The following is a 17,325-nucleotide window of genomic DNA, read 5'->3' on the forward strand; positions in this document are numbered from 1 at the left end:
ACACTTTTATATTCATTCTGTGATCTAAATTCTATTGGCTGGTAATATACTATAATTACTTTATAAAAACCTATTCCAGTTTTGTACTAAAAAAGAACATTCGGACCCAGATACCCGAGGTTTAAACCTAGTTTTACTGCATTGGGAAACTCTTTATAGCTATTAGCTTTTTCTGTAATTTCTAACACAATATTCTTTTCTTTATCAAAACATTTTATTGATAAAACATCTTGATCCAACTTCATAAATATCTTTTCATATATGCGCAAATTATAAGAGTTTTCTTTAATCAAAATCTCTCCTGATTTCATCACTCCATTATCAAAGATAGCGGTATGAAGTACCTTATCATTAAGATCATACCTAATGACTTTACCATCTAATTTATAATCCTTTATTGCATATGTATATTCTTTATTTTTTCTATTAGCACTGTACACCACTACATTTTGATTATTTTCAGAAATGTAATTGGTAACTATTACTTGTCTTTCGGTTGTTTTTTCTTTTTTAACAATTGCTCCTTTTTCGTACCATACTTCTTCTCCTCCAAATATTTCTTTACCTTGATACGGGCTACCATTTTTATATATCAGTGTGCTAACTACCTTACCCTCATCATTATAATAAACGGTTTCTCCTTCTAATCTATCATTTTTGTATTTTTTTACAAACAATTTATTTCCCTTATAATCATAGTTAATGAATGATCCTTCTTTTTTATCATTTATATAATACCCTTCTTCTATTAATTTATTAGAATAATTCAATCGTTTATACGCTCCATTTTTTTTGGCATTTTTAAAGGTCAAATAAGAATTATTAGCATGGTTGTAGGCAACTCCTTCGTATGGTTTTTTATCTTTAAATAACAGCTCTGCAATCACTTCTCCACTTTCTTTATAAAAAACTGCTTTTGTATTTATATCTATATCTTCTATTAATACATATTCATATGCTTTACTAGCATTAGACATGTAGCGTTTCTTATATTTTTTACTTTTTACCAATGTACCATTATCCATCTCCTTATATTCCTCTACCACATCTGTATTACTAAAATACTTATACAAGATTCCTTGCTTTAATTGATGATCATAAGTAGCTATCTCATTGCCTGATCGATCATAGAAGATTTCCATTGCTTTACTACCTTTTTTATAAAGTAATATCGAACGTTTTTTTTGCGTATCGTGATAAAACGTTACTTCCTTTAACGTTTTATAACCGTCATAAAAATATTCTATGATTCCAACCTTACTAGTATCTTTATCAAAGTATCGATAAGTCTTCTCAGAAGTTTTATTCCCGTCCGAATATTTAGATACATAATTAATTCTTCCTTTATAATCAATTCTATATCGAGTCCCATCTTCTTCACTCATATATTCATCTGAGTTAGACGTCACATGCCCCAATTCTAATCCATTTTTATCATAAAAAGTAGCTTTACTATTCTGAAAAATACTGAACGGAACATTTGTCTCTGGATAATAATTAGTCTCTTTTACTAAAACTCCTTGGTCATATATAACAGATCTACCTTTTTCTATTAATGTCCCTTGATATGGTTTATACTCTTTATAAGTAAGCCTACTGGATTGTTTTCCTTGCTCATCATAATTAATCTCTTCCTTTTTATTTTTATTCTCGAAATAAATCTTCGCCTTTATCTTCTGATTTTTATGAAAACGTTCCATATAGATCACATCACCTACCTCATTGAATTCTTCTATATATTCTATAAGATGCATTTCTTCTGGAATGTAATTCGAATAAAACTGCATACGTTTTCCATTTATAAAACTCCAGCTTTTATTAGGGTTTTCAATTCCTACACTATTTAATAGATTTCCCTGTTTATCAAAATATTCTATTTTTTGTTTCGGTTCTTCTATAAAACGATTCCTTAGTACACCATTAGGATAATACGTAGCCATTACCCTGCCGTTTTTGTATTTATAATCTCTAACTTCTTTTACTCTAAATGGATTTCTATAATAAGTAACAAATATTCCTTCATAACTTCCAGTTGTCTTATCTCTTGTAGAAGTTCCTATATACTTGCCTTCATTGTCGTAGAATTTAGTTTCATAGGCATCTACATAGGTTCCCGTATTTTTTTTAAAATATTCGTACCTAACGCCATTTATATCGGTATCATAGATAACTTCTTTCATAATACTATCACGCTGTACGATATAGGTTTGCGAAGTTCCATTATTAAAATTTGCTTCTCCAGAAACAAAACGTCCATTCTTGTATTGAGCAATAAGCTTTTTATCTTTGTAATAAGTAATGAAATCACCTTCTAAACGGTTATTTTCATAAGTAAAAGATTGTATTACTTTTCCGTTTGTATCGTACCAAGTTACCACACCTTCCCAAAAATCCTTAGCAGCATTAGAGGATGTACCTTCCATTTGCAAAGAGCCATTTATATAATAATCCTGTACTAGATATAATTCTCCTTTCTTAGAAACAGGTGGACGATAAAAAGCTGCATCATCTTTAATTGATAGCCTCCAATTTTTATCATACCAAATTGTATCATTCTGTCCAAAAGCCTTAAAACCTATAGTACATAAGATTACATAAATAATACTAACCAATACAATATTCTTCTTACCAATACTCATACTCTAATTGCTTATTTTTCTTTCGATTTATTGATGTAAAAGTAAACATCACAGATACAATAACTACCCCTGAAAACAAGGATATTGTAAACCCTGAAAAAAGAAATCACTATATCTTTAATAGCAAAAGCTCCTCTAATTGGGGGAAGAGGAGCTTTTTGGTAGGTTGATTATCATAGTTTAAATTGATAAGCAAAAAAAGTGTAGTTGAGTTTGTGTAGTTACTTTTCTAATAATCCATTAAATCCTATACCTAATATATCTCCTCAGGGTCTGTAAATTTCTTTGGGTTAAAATTCTCAGACCCTTGATGGAAATAAAATGGTTGGTCAATTGAAATAAAATGGGTAATTAATATTGTTAAGAAGCTGCAGGAACTATCTGTTGTTGTTTTTCTAATTCTTTCTTAGATAAGTCACGAGTAAGCCATCCACCTCTTCCGGCAGTTGCTATAGCATATGGTGTAATCCAGAACAAAGTAAATGCATAGAATAAACTATATGGATACGCCCATAAAGATTCTGATAGACTGTGTTTTTTAGCATAAAAGAACGCTTGAATACTCGAAAATATTAGGATACTTACTAGTGTAGAACTAAAAAATAAAACTGGATACGTAGCTATAAAAAATACCATTAATAAAGTCGCAGGATACGCCATTACCATTTTTAACCATTGGTTTAATAATAAAACTCTGGTACCAGCTTTCGATCCTTCTCTAAAATTACTAAAGGCAAATTTACTCATAGCAATATTCTCTCTAATATTACTACGCTCCCATCGGATAAACATCTTATATAAATTCTTATAACGTTCTGGAGTGTTCGTATACACATATGCTTTTCGCTGAAACAATACATTATATCCTTGTTTTAGAATCATATTAGTCATTGCTCGATCTTCTCCTATTTTAGAGACTTGTCCCATAAAAGTCTGAGTAATCCATTCTGCTCTACAGTTCATAACTGCTTCTCTGCGATACGCAGATAAAGCTCCTGGAGTACATAATACAGATCCAATAGCACTCTGTGCAGAACGTATAAACTCAAAACTAAATGCAAAGCTTACATTAAGCATTCTTGGGATTAACGCTTTGTCGCTATTTAATACTTTTACATTGCCAGCTACTGCCCCGCAAGATTCATTAGTAACAAAAGGCGAAGCCATTACACGAAGCGTATCCTCTTTTACAATAGAATCACTATCAACTGTAATAAAAACATCTCCCATTCCTAAATTGAATCCTCTGTACAATGCATGTCTTTTTCCTCTGTTCTCTGGTTGCTGGTATATAGAAACTCTGTTTCCTAATTCATTTTTTGCTTTTTTCATCCAATCCCAAGTATCATCCTGGCTCCCATCATCAATAGAAATAATCTGTAACTTCTCGATTGGATAATCACTTTTAGCTAAACTATGAAGTGTTTTATATACCAATTCTCCTTCATTATAAGCGGGAACAATTACAGTACATAATGGTAATTCTTTATCAGATACAGTATCAGTGGTTTGATAGCGCAGATACAGATATAATATATAACCAAGAAAACTTACTTTAATCAATAACAAAGAAATACCAGCTATCATTAAACTTATTCCCCAAACAGTATTCATTCTTTCTAAACGAATTTGTTCAAAATAAGGGTGTAAAAAATAGAATAACGATGTAGCTCCAAATAATAATAAAAAAGTGATTAGCAATACAAACGAAGAAGATCCGTTTAAGACCATATTCTTCATTCGATTACCGAATGAGTTTCCCACTATCGGTGTTTCTGTCATTTCTATTGTTCTTGATATCTCCATAATGTTTTTTTTGTTACCACACTGGAAAACCAAAATTGATACCATTCACAAACACTACTGAATCACAGTGGTTTAAGAATAACACCAAAAAACAAAAGTGTGTATATCTTACACAGTTGTGTATTTTTACCACATTATTTTCTACAATTTTATCTCAGATTTCACTTCCTTATATTCATTATAGGATGCCTTATAAGATTTAGTTATTTTTGTTAGAGTATTCTCTAATCTCATTTGTTTTGTAAATGAACAGAAATATCAAAAAATACCTGCGTTTATTATGGCAATCCATTCTCTTTTGGTCCTTAGCCATGGGATTCTTTTCTATATTTAGATATTATGGTATTGATGAGGAAGAGGGTATCTATATGATTCCAGAATATCGAGGGTATACCGGTACAATACGTGCATTAATGGGTTTTTCTAGTATTGGAATGCTAATCGGGATTGTATATGCTACCATCGATCTGATATTTGATAAATATACTTCTAATAAAATATCATTGGTATATAACCTAATCGTTAGAACCTTATTTTACTTTATTACTACCGTTATCATATTTACGATTATTATGGATATTTTTTCAGACATCTATAATCTTAATTTAGATACCGATAGAGGTTGGTGGAAAGAAAACAAATCATTTTGGGCTACTATACTTTATATAGTGATGGTGTCTTTTGTTTTTTCATTTATAAAGATTGCAACTGAAAAATTTGGTAGAGGTGTTTTTATAAAGATGCTTCTAGGTAAATATAAGAACCCACAAGAAGAGAAGCGCATTTTTATGTTTCTGGATCTTAAAGATTCTACCACTATCGCAGAAAAATTAGGGCATTTTAAATACAGTCAGTTTATACAAGATTGTTTTTATGATCTAAACACTGTTGTTCCTAAACATGAAGCAGAAATATACCAATATGTAGGGGATGAAGCAGTATTGAGCTGGCCCTATAAAAAAGGATTAGCAAATAATAATTGTGTATCCCTATTTTTTGCATTTCAACAAAAAAAACAAAGTAAAGCTGACTACTATGAAGAAAAGTACGGTGTAATTCCAGAATTTAAAGCTGGATTACACGGCGGTAAACTCATGGTTACAGAAGTAGGAGTAATCAAAAAAGAAATAGCCTATCATGGGGATGTAATTAATACATCAGCTCGGATACAGGCAGAATGTAATAATCATAAAGTGAAGCTTCTTATTTCTGAAGAGTTATTACAAGATCTAAGCATTAATTCTAGCTTATCTACTACATTCTTAGGGAGTGTTTTATTAAAAGGAAAACAAAAAGAAGTCAATATCCACACGATTAGCAAAAACCTACAACCTAATTAAGCACCTAAAAAAGAGTGTTTTAAAACCATTTTAAAATCTTTTTTCTTCTAATAACCGAAAAAAAGGTAGGGTGAATTCGTACATATGTGTTTTAGGTATAGAAAACAAAAATCACGTAAACTATACCTGTTATGAATCATACATTAAAACAATACTCGCAGCTTCTGAAGCAGTCTGTACTTTTTTGGACAATAGCTATGGTACTATATTCGATATTTAGATATTATGGAATTGATTCAGAAGAAGGTCTTGCAGTGATCAAAAACTATGAAGGTACACTGGGAACACTTTATTATTTTGTGAAACTCATTAATATCGGTATCATAATAGGTGTATTATACGCTACGGTGGACTTTACTTTTGATGCCTATACAAATAATAGAATATCACTTACTAAGGATATCATTTTAAGAACATTATTGCATTTTATAGTTACGCTTACTGTATTTATGGTGATTACAGATATTTTCGCAACACTTACAGGTACACACGCTGGTCAACATACAGGTTGGTGTTGTTTTAATAAATCGTTTTGGGCGGTTATTCTGTATATTGTTTTATCCTCTTTTGTCTTCTCTTTTATCAAAATAGCCAACGAAAAATTCGGAAAAGGAGTTTTTATAAAAATGCTTTTAGGAAAATATAAAAACCCACAAGAAGAAAAACGTATTTTTATGTTTCTTGATCTAAAAGACTCTACCACAATAGCAGAAAAATTAGGACATTTTAAATATAGCCAATTGATACAAGATTGTTTTTATGACCTAAATAAAGTAGTTCCTAAACACAATGCCGAAATCTATCAATATGTAGGAGATGAGGTAGTGTTAAGTTGGCCCTATAAAAAAGGATTAGCAGATAACAACTGTGTAAATTTATTTTTTGCCTTCCAACAACGAAAACAGGCGAAATCAGAATATTATCTCAAAAAATATGGTGTTGTTCCAGAATTTAAAGCAGGATTACACGGTGGTAAACTCATGGTAACCGAAGTAGGAATTGTAAAAAAGGAAATAGCCTATCACGGAGATGTTATCAATACATCTGCACGGATACAAGGCCAATGTAATGCTTATAAAGTACCATTATTAATCTCTGACAAACTGATTCAAGATCTGAAGATTAATGCCAATTTAACGTGTCAATTTTTAGGAAGTGTATTATTAAAAGGCAAGCAAGAAGAAGTAAACATTCATACCATAGCGAGGGTATAAATAGCGAGGGTTTTGGGGAAAGTCCGAGCAAGTCGAAGCTTACTGTGTGTTGTAAGCTTCGGCTTTTTTTGTTTTAGTAAAATCTATTATACTTAAGAAGTTTTCAGGATAACATAGGACAATACAGACCAAAATATCAAGAATATCAATGCTAACATTAATCTTCTTAAACGAATAATATCCTTATGTAGGCTGCAAACATTAGGATTATTCTTTAGAATCTTTAATGGTATTGTACTGCCAAGGTTTATCTCAGGATTATATGGAACTTTTTGAATCTCAGAATAGCTTTTTCCATCTATTTTATAGGAAAGTCCTACTTTCATTACCCGTCTTGTTCCTTTTAAAAATCTTGAAGTAACTGTTTGAAAAGCCTTATCGGCCTGACATAAAATTACAGTAGCATCAATAGTAAGTGATAAATATTTAAAACTGAAATATCGATATCCTTCGTACAAAGTATACGCAACTAATACTATTTCTATGATACTAAGGTATATGATCATCTCTATTTACTTTACTACTTTACAATTTGATTTATGAACATCACATTTTTTTATCTTCCTTAATGGTTCTGTTCCTACCACAATATTATTCGCAATAAAATTAGTTCCTGTATCTAAGCGTACTATGGTATATGTAGGCTGCGCTGCTTCGGTTGTTTTAATAGATGTAACGGTTCGTTGTATATCGTTTCCTTGTAGAACATCTCCTATTTTTAGTTGATGAACCCAGTCATAATCATAGTCTTTTATTGTTTTCGAAGGATTATAAGAAACCCAATCTCCATTGGCTCGTAATAGAGGATGATCATTGGTACATGTTATCGTTGATTGGTCATCAAAAGTAATGGTAACTAGGTTGTTGTGTATTGGGCTAGCTACTTCTTCTACAATAGCAGTGGTATAGGTTTTTGTTTGTTTATGATAAGATACTACCTGATCACCAACTTTTATCAATTCAATTGATTTTTGTGTAGCATTAGCCATGGTCACCATGGTGCCAGTAGCAAAGCAATGTACATCAATCCCATCAAAATAGATTTCTGAAATCACGGTATCATCATATGATTCCCCTGGATATACTTCTAGAATTTCAAACTTGATAGTCCAATCCGGTAACTTGGAAAGTTCATCATAATTATCACGATCATCATTACCAATTGGATCAACCCTAAAATGATTAGTTGCTCTTTGATCTTTTAAGTCTAAAATAGCATACGGTTTATCATCTATATACATTTTTAGTTTTTTAACTCTACTATTTGCTTTCCAAGCTTTTTCGCTTTTTACATATCCGTTTACTATACTAATTTTAGTAATTCTAGGATTTTCCTGAGGAAAACTAAATTCTAAAAACTCACCAACTCCATATCCTTCAACTCCCTCTACCCAAGCATTTTTATAATCAAAATCATGAGAATTTTCGGGAATATATGATGTTTTCCCTTGTGTCTTTAAATAAGAAGAAGCAGAAACCTTAGCAATACTAGCACCACAATACCAACTGCACCCATCAGTACCTACTTGCCAATAATCGCTATGCACCTCACTTACCTTCTCTAAATCTTGTTGTTCCTGAGCAGTAAGGTCTTTATACTCGATACCATTTTGCATCTTTTCCCAGATAACTTCGCAAGCTTTCCAATTTCTATTAAACTCCTGCTCACCTTCTTTACTAAATTCTAAAAGTTCTACAGAAGGAATTAATACTTTGATTTCCTGTGCAGTAGCTACCACAGAGCATAACAGCAGTACATAAAAGGACAATATAGGTTTCATCATATTCACTTTTTTGGGGCAAGAAGTTGTTATGGATCATCTTGTTACCTAACAAAGATACTATTTATAATAAGGAGATTAAACAAGTGTTAAAATTTTAATACAGAATATGCCTAATCAAACAATGTTTTGTTTTTAATCTTAGGCAACGTATAATCCATAAGTGCCAGTATCATTACTACTACAGTAAGAATTCTATAATCTCCAGATATTAAATTATATAACTTTAGTATAGCTCCAATATATAGTATTAGTACCCATGCAAGTTTTAAATAATCTAATCGTTTTTTGATAGGTTTTTTAATGAAATGTAAGACATAAACACAAACAATTCCAATACACCCTATCACAATAAGAATATCCTGAAAAGGCCAATGCATAATTTTAAAAACGGTACCTACTAAAATCAAAACAAACATCCCCATCACTATGCGTGAATACACAGTTTTAATAAAGGTACCATTGTGTAGCAATAAAAACATCCCACCCATTTCAATTAACCATATACCTATAGTAAGTAGAAAATCACTATTAGCAACACTAGTGAAATTCAATAAAAACACACCGGTAAGACTCATGAGAATTCCTAAGATAATTAGTATGGTAAGGGTTTGGTTGTTTGGCATATTACAAACTTATTTAATTTCTCTATCAAAAATGATATTAGTAGTATCTTTAATTTGATGAGGAACCCCAACATATTCTAAAAACCAAATTACCTTATTTCTAGCTTCTTCTGATTCTGATAAGAAGATATAGGTATCCATAGGTTTTCTTGGATCTACGTGATCTAGATTAAATTGAAACTCTCCTATTTCTTCCATAGCTCTAAAAACTACTGTAATGACATCATGCTCGTTTACATACTTCCTTCTTAATATACCTTCTTTTAGTTCTTCTAAAGATTGCCACCCATCATAACCATTTTTAGCATCTTCTTCTTTAAACTCATCAAAGTAATCTCCATATACAAGATCGCCACTGCCTAACATCTTGTATTCTTTACTATCTTTTATAAAAACAACAGGTCCAGGACCTATTAATGCAGCGCGATCGTCATCAGATTCATAAGCTATGTGTTTCCAAAATCCAAATATATATTTAGAACTTTCTTCTGTGTTATGAAGTGTATACTTTTCTCCTAAGTTCTCTAGGATTATTTCCTGGAATTTGTCTTTGTATTTTTTATGCATCATTAACAACTCTTATCTATTATCCAGTCTTCCTTAGCGGTTGCACATCGAATTGCGGCACATCCTTCAACATTCTCACTATCTGAAAAATTTAATCGTATCTGGGGGTTACCCAAAAGAGTATTTATAGGATTTTTAAGAGATCCTATCCAAAATACAAAAGCTTCCTTATATTGATTATTAGCATTAGATTTATGTCCTTGACCTTGGTGAATAATAGGCCTCAAATTAGTAGGTAAATCAATTGCACTGTCTCCAAAATAATAGAAATGATCTGATAATAAAACATGATGTCCACCTAAATCTGTATCTACATTGTATTTGTTATGTACACTAGGTCTTAGCATATTTTCTCTAGGCTTGCTAAAATCGTAAATACAATCCCCTACTTTTCTCATATACGCACTATGAGTAACATCAGGTATTTTATTTTTTAACTCTTGTTTACAATATTCATCATATGCCATCATAGTCATTTTTTTAGTTACCTTCATAGCATATACTACCTTACCTGAATAATCAACTCCGTACACATTCTTAGATCCTAATCCAACTACCCAATCTCCAACTTGAGCAACAGACCGTATTTTTGGTTTGCAAATAGCAAGTGTACATACTCCAAAATAGGGATTGGGAGCTGCACCATCATCAACAGGTATGCAATAGGTGAATAGTCTCATATTATTTAATAATATCCCAATTATTCCAATAATAGTCTATTTGGTTATCTAATGTACCAATAAAGATATTATCATTTCTTATTTTGAGTACTACTCTAAATCTTTCATGAGTTTTGATATCCTTAATGGCATTCATATGGATTAACTCCTCTATTTTATTGGCAGTAAGAATTAGTACCGATTTGTTACTATCCGGATGAATCATAACAAATACATAAAACACATTACCTGCATAATCTCTTGCCAATGATACTTTTCGCATATCAAACACATAAGAATTAGTACTATGCAAATTAGAAGTTTTGACCTGTAAAGAAAAGAGCTTATTATTCTTAGTAGCAATAATATCCATTCCTACATCCACACTCATAATACTAGCATTATATCCTCTGAATAATAATTCTGAGGTAACATAATGCTCTCCCGCTTTACCAATAAAGCCACTACCGATCTTTTCTGAAGAGACTTTATCATTCTTAATCTTTATTTTAGGCTTAGTTAATTTTTTAGGTCTATTTGGATTGAGATCATAGGTAGCCGGAGCAGTTTTCATAAAAGTAGATTGATCCCCTTTGCTATTAATATCTGTAATCAATTGAGCATTCATGGACGCAGCAGGTGTTTTACCTTCTGTCTCTAACCAACCTTTATCTAATGCCATTTCCGTAATCTTAACATAATGCAAGGGTTGCTTTGCCTCTTCCAATACTTTGACTGCAGCTATTTTGAATTTGTTCATTTGATGACTTTAAGTTGTTGTAGAATATCTTTTTTGAATTTACTAAAAGGGCGTTTATGAAAGTCTTCCTCATTGTATTCTGTTCCAAAAGCTAATCTATACGTTTCTTTATAGGAAAGATGAGCATCTGGATAAGCACTCATCATATTATCAATATAACTTTTCGTATATGCCTTTTTAGTTTGTATTAGATCTTTTAGCTCAGGAACATTTGCATTGTACATTATTGATAAATTGAAATCATCAAAAGTCCTTACTGCTTTTTTATCTTTACTATCTTGTTTGGTTGGATAAAGTTTAATATTGTATTGGTCTAGAGATTTAGAATATTCATAACTGAAACTAAACCGTTTTAAAGAATCCTTATCAACATAAGGGTGTAAATGTGTTTCGAGATCGAATAACACATCACTCTTAGCCGAACTATTACAAATACTGCAGCTGGGAATCAGATTATAGAAAGATAATGCCAATAATGGAAATTTACTCTTAGGATACCAATGATCAAATTGCGGCCTCATAAGCTTTTTATTCTTTTGGGTTTTCATAGTACTCGTATATATCCTATTACAATATGTACAGGTTCTTCTATTCAAACCTTCCGCTAATTGATAATCATATTGTTTTTGAGAAGTTATGAACCAATTCTCATAATTAATTATATCTAAAACTTCTTTATTAAATGCTTTGTATTTATCAATTGTAACTTGTTTTAATAATTTTCTTTCCTGTTGACAACAAAACTTTTTATATGTCTCAAAACTCAGTCCTTCTTTATTTTGATAAAGCTTCTTATTTAACTGGAATAATTTATCTGGTTTACTGGTAACTAAATCATTTAGATTTGATTTAAGAAAGTCAATTATAAAACCATTCTTTTTATTAATTTGATAAACTTTCAAATAATTAGAAACAACGTTACAATGTTGTTTTTTGGCATCTTTAATATTAGCTAACGAGTCATCTATAAAAATCATTCTTCCTTTTTGTTTAATTTAATCTCGTAGCCAATTCCTTGTGCTAACTTTTCTATTTGTTCTTTTATATTCTCTTTATATTGATCAGAATCAAATTCTCCAAAAACCTCGGAATACATTTCAATTAATTTTGTTTGGAGTATTGGTTCATCAATAATTGTAATCAGTGAAATATGCTTTTTTTCGTCCCACTCACGAATTTCTTCCCTTAGATATGCTAGCTTTTCTATCTTATCATCTTTTTCTTCTTTACTAACAATTCTATCCTTATCCCAATTCAGGATTTCCTTAGAAAGCTTTTCATAGTTTAGCCATCTTATTGTGTCATTAATCTTATCCTTAGCAAAATCACCTATTAAACCATCTTCAATGAAAAAGCTATGAGACAATAGTTCATGAATATTTGCTCCGAAGGATTTTTGTGGTCTATCCTCTTTTCCAATATCATACAACAGGGTTTTATCAGTTGACTTGTCCTTCTTTATATATGTTATATTCGAACTTGGTATATCGGAAAGTGACAAAGGATCATGTGAAGTAAAAATGATTTGTATAGGTTGTTGTTCTATAGGGTCACCACCTTTCCTTGAAATTTTGCTTTCAAAAATTAGCGGTAATACATCAACCAGTGCTTTTACGAACTTTTTTTGCCACTGAGGATGAAACCCTACAGTTGCTTCATCTAATAAAATTATCTGCAACCTGTTTTCTTCAAAAATATGATTACTATTAAAGGTCGAAAATAAATTTAATAAACTTTCTTCTCCTTGTGATAAAGGATACGCTGGTTTAAAATAACATAATGTAAAATCTATATCCCTCAATAGTTTTAAATTTAAGTTTTTAAAATCATTTTCAAATTTATTTTGGAATACAAAAAAATCATTTTCAATTAAGGAAGAAAGATCATCTGCATTTATAGTATTCTCATTTTTAGATAAATTACCTGGTAGCATTTTATACCAATTAAGGCTCTCATCTATAAAGACAATTGTTTTTTTTAAGATATTTAAAAACTTTTCTTTTAAAAGTTCTCTTAATCTTTCTAACCAAATAATTAAATTTTCTTCTTTAAAATTGGATTTGATTTCTATTTGATAAATTTCCTCATCTATATTATGATTGGAAGTTTTTTTTAATTCAATAGATAACATTATATGCGCTAAAACGAACAATTTTTCCGCTATATCATACTTCACTCCTTTGATAAAACTATCGGAATATTGACAAAGTTGATAAATTTTAGGTATATGGAAACCCTTATTAATTGCATCTTCTAGTTGCTCTTTTTTATATTCTTTTGAATATTCTTTTTTACTTTTATCATTCAATAAAAACAATTCTATTTCCAAAAACTCGTCATCACTTAGAGCTGACGAAAAAACTTCGGCTTTAGTAAATCTCGGAAAATCAGGATATAATTTTATTATTTTTTGAATTAATATATCATTACTCAAAAAATATAAGTTCCTTTTTAACCTAAGCACTTGTAATTCATTAACGCTAACAAACTCTTCTCTAATAACATTAAGTCGAGTCAAATACGAATTAGTATAAGCAAGTGGATTATAATAAGAAACTCTCGCCGAATAAAAAAACTTATCTGCTTCTCTAGGTATATCATAGGGTGTAGTACCAACCTTAAATATATCTATCACAACATTATCAGAATCATCAAACTTTAATTCATACCATCCAGATTTTACTTCTGATCTAAACTCATTTCTAATAAGTAAGATCCTATCTTCTACTTCATAAACACAAAAGATATCACTATTTGATTTTAACTCTGATAAAATTGATGTTTTCCCAGATCCATTCGAACCAATGATAGCACTAACCATAGAGATATCTTTTCCAAAGAAATCATCAATGAAATTATAATTTTGGTTCCGGTGAATAGAAAAAAATAAACCCTTTTCGTCATCAGCTAATCTATCAAAATGATAAAAATATTCTCCACCAAAATTAATAGTTTTATCTTCATCAAAAAGCCTATGCTCCGGAAGATATACCGCCGCTAATCTCATATGTTATATAATTACTAACTACCCCACCATACCTTCAATAAAGGTCTGTATGTAGTTTTTCATTTTGTTAATGATGCGTTCACCAATTTCTCGGGCTTTGAGAACGCTGGGCCTGTTATCCAGGCATTTGAACACTTCTTCTCGTATTGGTTCCTGACCACTATAGACATATGCATTGATGAGTGCCTGGAACTGTAATTGATCCAGGTTTTCTTCTTCGCATAATTTGCCTAAAGCGAGTACTTTTTCTTGATTCCAAAATTTATGGAATTCGTCTTCGATACGATCGATGTGGTCTATTAGGGGTAATTGTTCTGTAATGAACTTTTCTATAAGTTCGCGTTTACTACGTAGTGTGATCTCCCCAGTAAGGAGATCCATAATATTTTTCTTTTGCTTAGCTGCTGCCTGGGCATCCTTTTCTTCTTTCAGTTTAGAAATCAGCTTTAGGATATAAGATACATTTATAATATCCCGATGCACTAATTCTAGTTCAAAATCTACATCCTCTAGTATGGATGTTTTTTGCATTTCGTGATCTCCTCGTACCTGATCTCTTAAATCCAAATATTTGCCCAAATAATTGTAAAATGTTTGCTTTGTCATCGCCAGATCTTCCCAACTGAATTCGACAAAAGATTCTAATACATTCTTAAGACGCATTAGTTTACGAAAAGCCTGTACAAATGCTAATTGGTCATCCTCGTTAACCAAATTATCTACCATTTTGTAGGTAGGTGCGATCTTTAATAACTCAATGACAGCATCATTAAAATCATTAACAATTTTATCATAATCTGGTAGTATGATTTCTTCTTTGGCTTCTTTATTAGAAAACAATAAAATAGCTTCATCAGTAGCTTCTTTAAGGTTCCTAAAACAAACGATATTTCCTTGAGACTTTTTCTCGTTTAGAATACGATTGGTACGAGAGTATGCCTGTATCAATCCGTGATATCGTAGATTTTTATCTACATAGAGGGTGTTTACCTTTTTAGCATCAAAACCGGTAAGCATCATATTCACTACAATAACAATATCCAATCGATCTTTGTCTTTAAAGTTTTCCTTTTCGCGTTCTTTGAGACGTTTGCTAATATCCTTAAAGTAATTCTCGAACTGTTTACCATCTTTTGTAGAAAAACTAGTCGTATACATCTGGTTATAATCTGCAATGAACTCATCTAATTTTTCTCTACTATGACTGGTTTTATATACAGGTGAAGGTTCTGCAGCATAGGATAGTTGTTCATCTGGTAAGGCTCCTATAGCTTCTAAATCCGTTTCATTAGCGCCATAACTGTATATAGTAGCGATCCTTAAATTATGCGCTCCTGCTTCTTTCTTCTTTTTAAAGAGCTCATAATACGTAATCAAGGTATTAATGCTACTTACCGCCAACATTGCCGAAAATTCCTTTTCTGAAGTTTTGGTGTTATGATATTGTATGATATAATCTACTATCTTCTCTATTCTTTTAGGGGAGTCCAGCACTTCTCGTGTATCGATATCTTCTACATCGATATCGATCAGCGTATTTCCTTTTTGTTTATAGCGACCGATATATTCTATACCAAATCTCAGTACATTCTGATCTCGTATGGCATCAGTGATTACATATTTATGCAAACATGTATCAAAAAGATCTTTGGTTGTTCTTTTTCCTAGATCATTTTTTTGTGCATTGTCTGCAAAGATGGGAGTACCTGTAAATCCAAAAAGCTGACTGTTGCCAAAAAAATCTGTAATGGTTTGATGTGTAGTCCCAAACTGGCTGCGGTGGCACTCATCAAATATAAAAACGATTCGTTTGTCTTGTAGGTGCGACATACTGCTTTGATATCTGCCTGGAGAAATTGCGTTGTTTAATTTTTGAATGGTGGTTAAAATCAATGGACTATTAGGATCTACAAATTGATCGACCAAAGACTGCGTATTATTGGTGACATCTACACTATCTTTTTTAAAACTATTAAACTCCTTCATCGTTTGGTAATCCAGATCTTTCCGATCTACTACAAACACCACTTTGTGCACCTCTGGCAGATCCATAATGATCTGACTTGCCTTAAAAGAAGTCAAGGTCTTACCAGAACCAGTCGTATGCCAGATATAGCCATTATCTGTGGATGTTCGTACCTGATGGATCATTGCCTCAGTCGCATAAAACTGATATGGGCGCAAAGCCATCAATATCTTATAAGTTTCATTATGCACTATGTATTGCCCAATCATTTTGCCCAGATGTGCAGTATCCAAAAACGAATTTGTAAAATCTACTAATTCTGTAATGTTTTTATTATTGACATCCGCCCAGAAAAAGGTTTGCTTATAGGTTAGGGCTGCCAATGGATTATTGGCATAATACTTTGTATTTCCTCCATTACTGATCACAAATAATTGTACATATTGAAACAGTCCCTTATTCACCCAAAAGCTTTGTCGTTTATAACGACATATCTGTTTGAAAGCTTCTTTAAGCTCTATGCCTCTCTTTTTGAGTTCTATCTGTATAACAGGAAACCCATTGATCAGAATGGTTACATCATAACGATTTTTATAGGTGCCTTCTTGAGAGATTTGATTGGATACCTGGTATCGATTTTTGGTGTTATCCTCTGCAAAGAAAAAACGAATATATAAGGATTCTCCATCATCACGGGTTAGTTGAAAACGACTACGTAGGGTTTTTGACTTTTCAAAAATTGTACCTTTTGCCAAGTGATTAAGAATCGTATCAAACTCTTTATCGGAGAAGGCGGTGTTGTTTAGCTGTTCTAATTGTTTTTTTAGGTTAGACAACAGACTATCCTCATCTTTGATCAACACCTGCTCATACCCTTGTTGTGCAAGTTGTTTGACTAGGTTTTTTTCTAAGATCGCTTCTGATTGGGTAGTCATATTGTTGGTTATAGGCTTTATGATG

General features: G+C 31.5%; 13 protein-coding genes. 2 read left to right on the plus strand and 11 right to left on the minus strand.

The window, feature by feature from the left end:
* Positions 1–86: 86 nt before the first annotated feature.
* A complete protein-coding gene (locus J8L88_RS05720) occupies positions 87–2,639 on the minus strand; it encodes a toxin-antitoxin system YwqK family antitoxin (RefSeq protein WP_211060199.1) in 2,553 nt (850 codons plus the stop codon).
* 360 nt (positions 2,640–2,999) lie between these two features.
* A complete protein-coding gene (locus J8L88_RS05725) occupies positions 3,000–4,445 on the minus strand; it encodes a glycosyltransferase family 2 protein (RefSeq protein WP_118386344.1) in 1,446 nt (481 codons plus the stop codon).
* 245 nt (positions 4,446–4,690) lie between these two features.
* Here J8L88_RS05725 and J8L88_RS05730 point away from each other — a divergent pair, with 245 nt between their 5' ends.
* Together J8L88_RS05730 and J8L88_RS05735 are read left to right on the plus strand one after the other, a co-directional pair.
* Entirely contained in the window at positions 4,691–5,785 is a 1,095-nt protein-coding gene (locus tag J8L88_RS05730) for an adenylate/guanylate cyclase domain-containing protein (RefSeq protein ID WP_211060200.1), read from the plus strand.
* A gap of 131 nt (positions 5,786–5,916) precedes the next feature.
* Complete coding sequence (locus tag J8L88_RS05735) at positions 5,917–6,999, plus strand: adenylate/guanylate cyclase domain-containing protein (protein ID WP_027391277.1); 1,083 nt, start codon at positions 5,917–5,919, stop codon at positions 6,997–6,999.
* A gap of 92 nt (positions 7,000–7,091) precedes the next feature.
* Here the strand turns inward: J8L88_RS05735 and J8L88_RS05740 are convergent, their stop codons facing one another.
* The 9 genes from J8L88_RS05740 to J8L88_RS05780 all read right to left on the minus strand — a co-directional run bounded on the left by J8L88_RS05740 (position 7,092) and on the right by J8L88_RS05780 (position 17,300).
* Positions 7,092–7,505 carry a hypothetical protein gene (locus tag J8L88_RS05740; protein WP_211060201.1) on the minus strand — a complete coding sequence of 138 codons (414 nt, stop codon included), beginning with the start codon at positions 7,503–7,505 and terminating at the stop codon, positions 7,092–7,094.
* A gap of 6 nt (positions 7,506–7,511) precedes the next feature.
* On the minus strand, positions 7,512–8,783 hold the full coding sequence (locus J8L88_RS05745) for a hypothetical protein (RefSeq protein ID WP_211060202.1): 1,272 nt from the start codon (positions 8,781–8,783) through the stop codon (positions 7,512–7,514).
* Between the two features lie 110 nt (positions 8,784–8,893).
* Positions 8,894–9,406 (minus strand): hypothetical protein, encoded by a 513-nt coding sequence (locus tag J8L88_RS05750; RefSeq protein WP_211060203.1) that lies wholly within the window; start codon positions 9,404–9,406, stop codon positions 8,894–8,896.
* 9 nt (positions 9,407–9,415) lie between these two features.
* Positions 9,416–9,976, minus strand: a complete 561-nt coding sequence (locus J8L88_RS05755; RefSeq protein WP_211060204.1) for a hypothetical protein — start codon at positions 9,974–9,976, stop codon at positions 9,416–9,418.
* Positions 9,976–10,653: a hypothetical protein gene (locus J8L88_RS05760; RefSeq protein ID WP_211060205.1), complete on the minus strand. Its 678-nt coding sequence runs from the start codon at positions 10,651–10,653 to the stop codon at positions 9,976–9,978. The genes J8L88_RS05755 and J8L88_RS05760 overlap by 1 nt, the downstream gene beginning before the upstream one ends.
* Position 10,654: 1 nt before the next feature.
* Positions 10,655–11,392, minus strand: a complete 738-nt coding sequence (locus J8L88_RS05765; RefSeq protein WP_211060206.1) for a winged helix-turn-helix domain-containing protein — start codon at positions 11,390–11,392, stop codon at positions 10,655–10,657.
* Positions 11,389–12,369 carry a hypothetical protein gene (locus J8L88_RS05770; RefSeq protein ID WP_211060207.1) on the minus strand — a complete coding sequence of 327 codons (981 nt, stop codon included), beginning with the start codon at positions 12,367–12,369 and terminating at the stop codon, positions 11,389–11,391. The genes J8L88_RS05765 and J8L88_RS05770 overlap by 4 nt, the downstream gene beginning before the upstream one ends.
* Positions 12,366–14,399 carry a hypothetical protein gene (locus J8L88_RS05775; RefSeq protein ID WP_211060208.1) on the minus strand — a complete coding sequence of 678 codons (2,034 nt, stop codon included), beginning with the start codon at positions 14,397–14,399 and terminating at the stop codon, positions 12,366–12,368. The genes J8L88_RS05770 and J8L88_RS05775 overlap by 4 nt, the downstream gene beginning before the upstream one ends.
* A gap of 18 nt (positions 14,400–14,417) precedes the next feature.
* Positions 14,418–17,300, minus strand: a complete 2,883-nt coding sequence (locus tag J8L88_RS05780; protein WP_211060209.1) for a type I restriction endonuclease subunit R — start codon at positions 17,298–17,300, stop codon at positions 14,418–14,420.
* Positions 17,301–17,325: the final 25 nt, after the last annotated feature.

The sequence above is a fragment of the Aquimarina sp. MMG015 genome, from assembly GCF_018100855.1.
Classification (GTDB): Bacteria; Bacteroidota; Bacteroidia; order Flavobacteriales; family Flavobacteriaceae; genus Aquimarina; species Aquimarina latercula.

What these genes read in the sequence shown, in the direction of transcription:
- J8L88_RS05770 (WP_211060207.1), bottom strand. Translation starts at nt 12,369, where the DNA reads ATGATTTTTATAGATGACTCGTTAGCTAATATTAAAGATGCCAAAAAA.
- J8L88_RS05745 (WP_211060202.1), bottom strand. Translation starts at nt 8,783, where the DNA reads ATGATGAAACCTATATTGTCCTTTTATGTACTGCTGTTATGCTCTGTG.
- J8L88_RS05730 (WP_211060200.1), top strand. Translation starts at nt 4,691, where the DNA reads ATGAACAGAAATATCAAAAAATACCTGCGTTTATTATGGCAATCCATT.
- J8L88_RS05725 (WP_118386344.1), bottom strand. Translation starts at nt 4,445, where the DNA reads ATGGAGATATCAAGAACAATAGAAATGACAGAAACACCGATAGTGGGA.
- J8L88_RS05780 (WP_211060209.1), bottom strand. Translation starts at nt 17,300, where the DNA reads ATGACTACCCAATCAGAAGCGATCTTAGAAAAAAACCTAGTCAAACAA.
- J8L88_RS05760 (WP_211060205.1), bottom strand. Translation starts at nt 10,653, where the DNA reads ATGAGACTATTCACCTATTGCATACCTGTTGATGATGGTGCAGCTCCC.
- J8L88_RS05765 (WP_211060206.1), bottom strand. Translation starts at nt 11,392, where the DNA reads ATGAACAAATTCAAAATAGCTGCAGTCAAAGTATTGGAAGAGGCAAAG.
- J8L88_RS05775 (WP_211060208.1), bottom strand. Translation starts at nt 14,399, where the DNA reads ATGAGATTAGCGGCGGTATATCTTCCGGAGCATAGGCTTTTTGATGAA.
- J8L88_RS05755 (WP_211060204.1), bottom strand. Translation starts at nt 9,976, where the DNA reads ATGATGCATAAAAAATACAAAGACAAATTCCAGGAAATAATCCTAGAG.
- J8L88_RS05740 (WP_211060201.1), bottom strand. Translation starts at nt 7,505, where the DNA reads ATGATCATATACCTTAGTATCATAGAAATAGTATTAGTTGCGTATACT.
- J8L88_RS05750 (WP_211060203.1), bottom strand. Translation starts at nt 9,406, where the DNA reads ATGCCAAACAACCAAACCCTTACCATACTAATTATCTTAGGAATTCTC.
- J8L88_RS05720 (WP_211060199.1), bottom strand. Translation starts at nt 2,639, where the DNA reads ATGAGTATTGGTAAGAAGAATATTGTATTGGTTAGTATTATTTATGTA.
- J8L88_RS05735 (WP_027391277.1), top strand. Translation starts at nt 5,917, where the DNA reads ATGAATCATACATTAAAACAATACTCGCAGCTTCTGAAGCAGTCTGTA.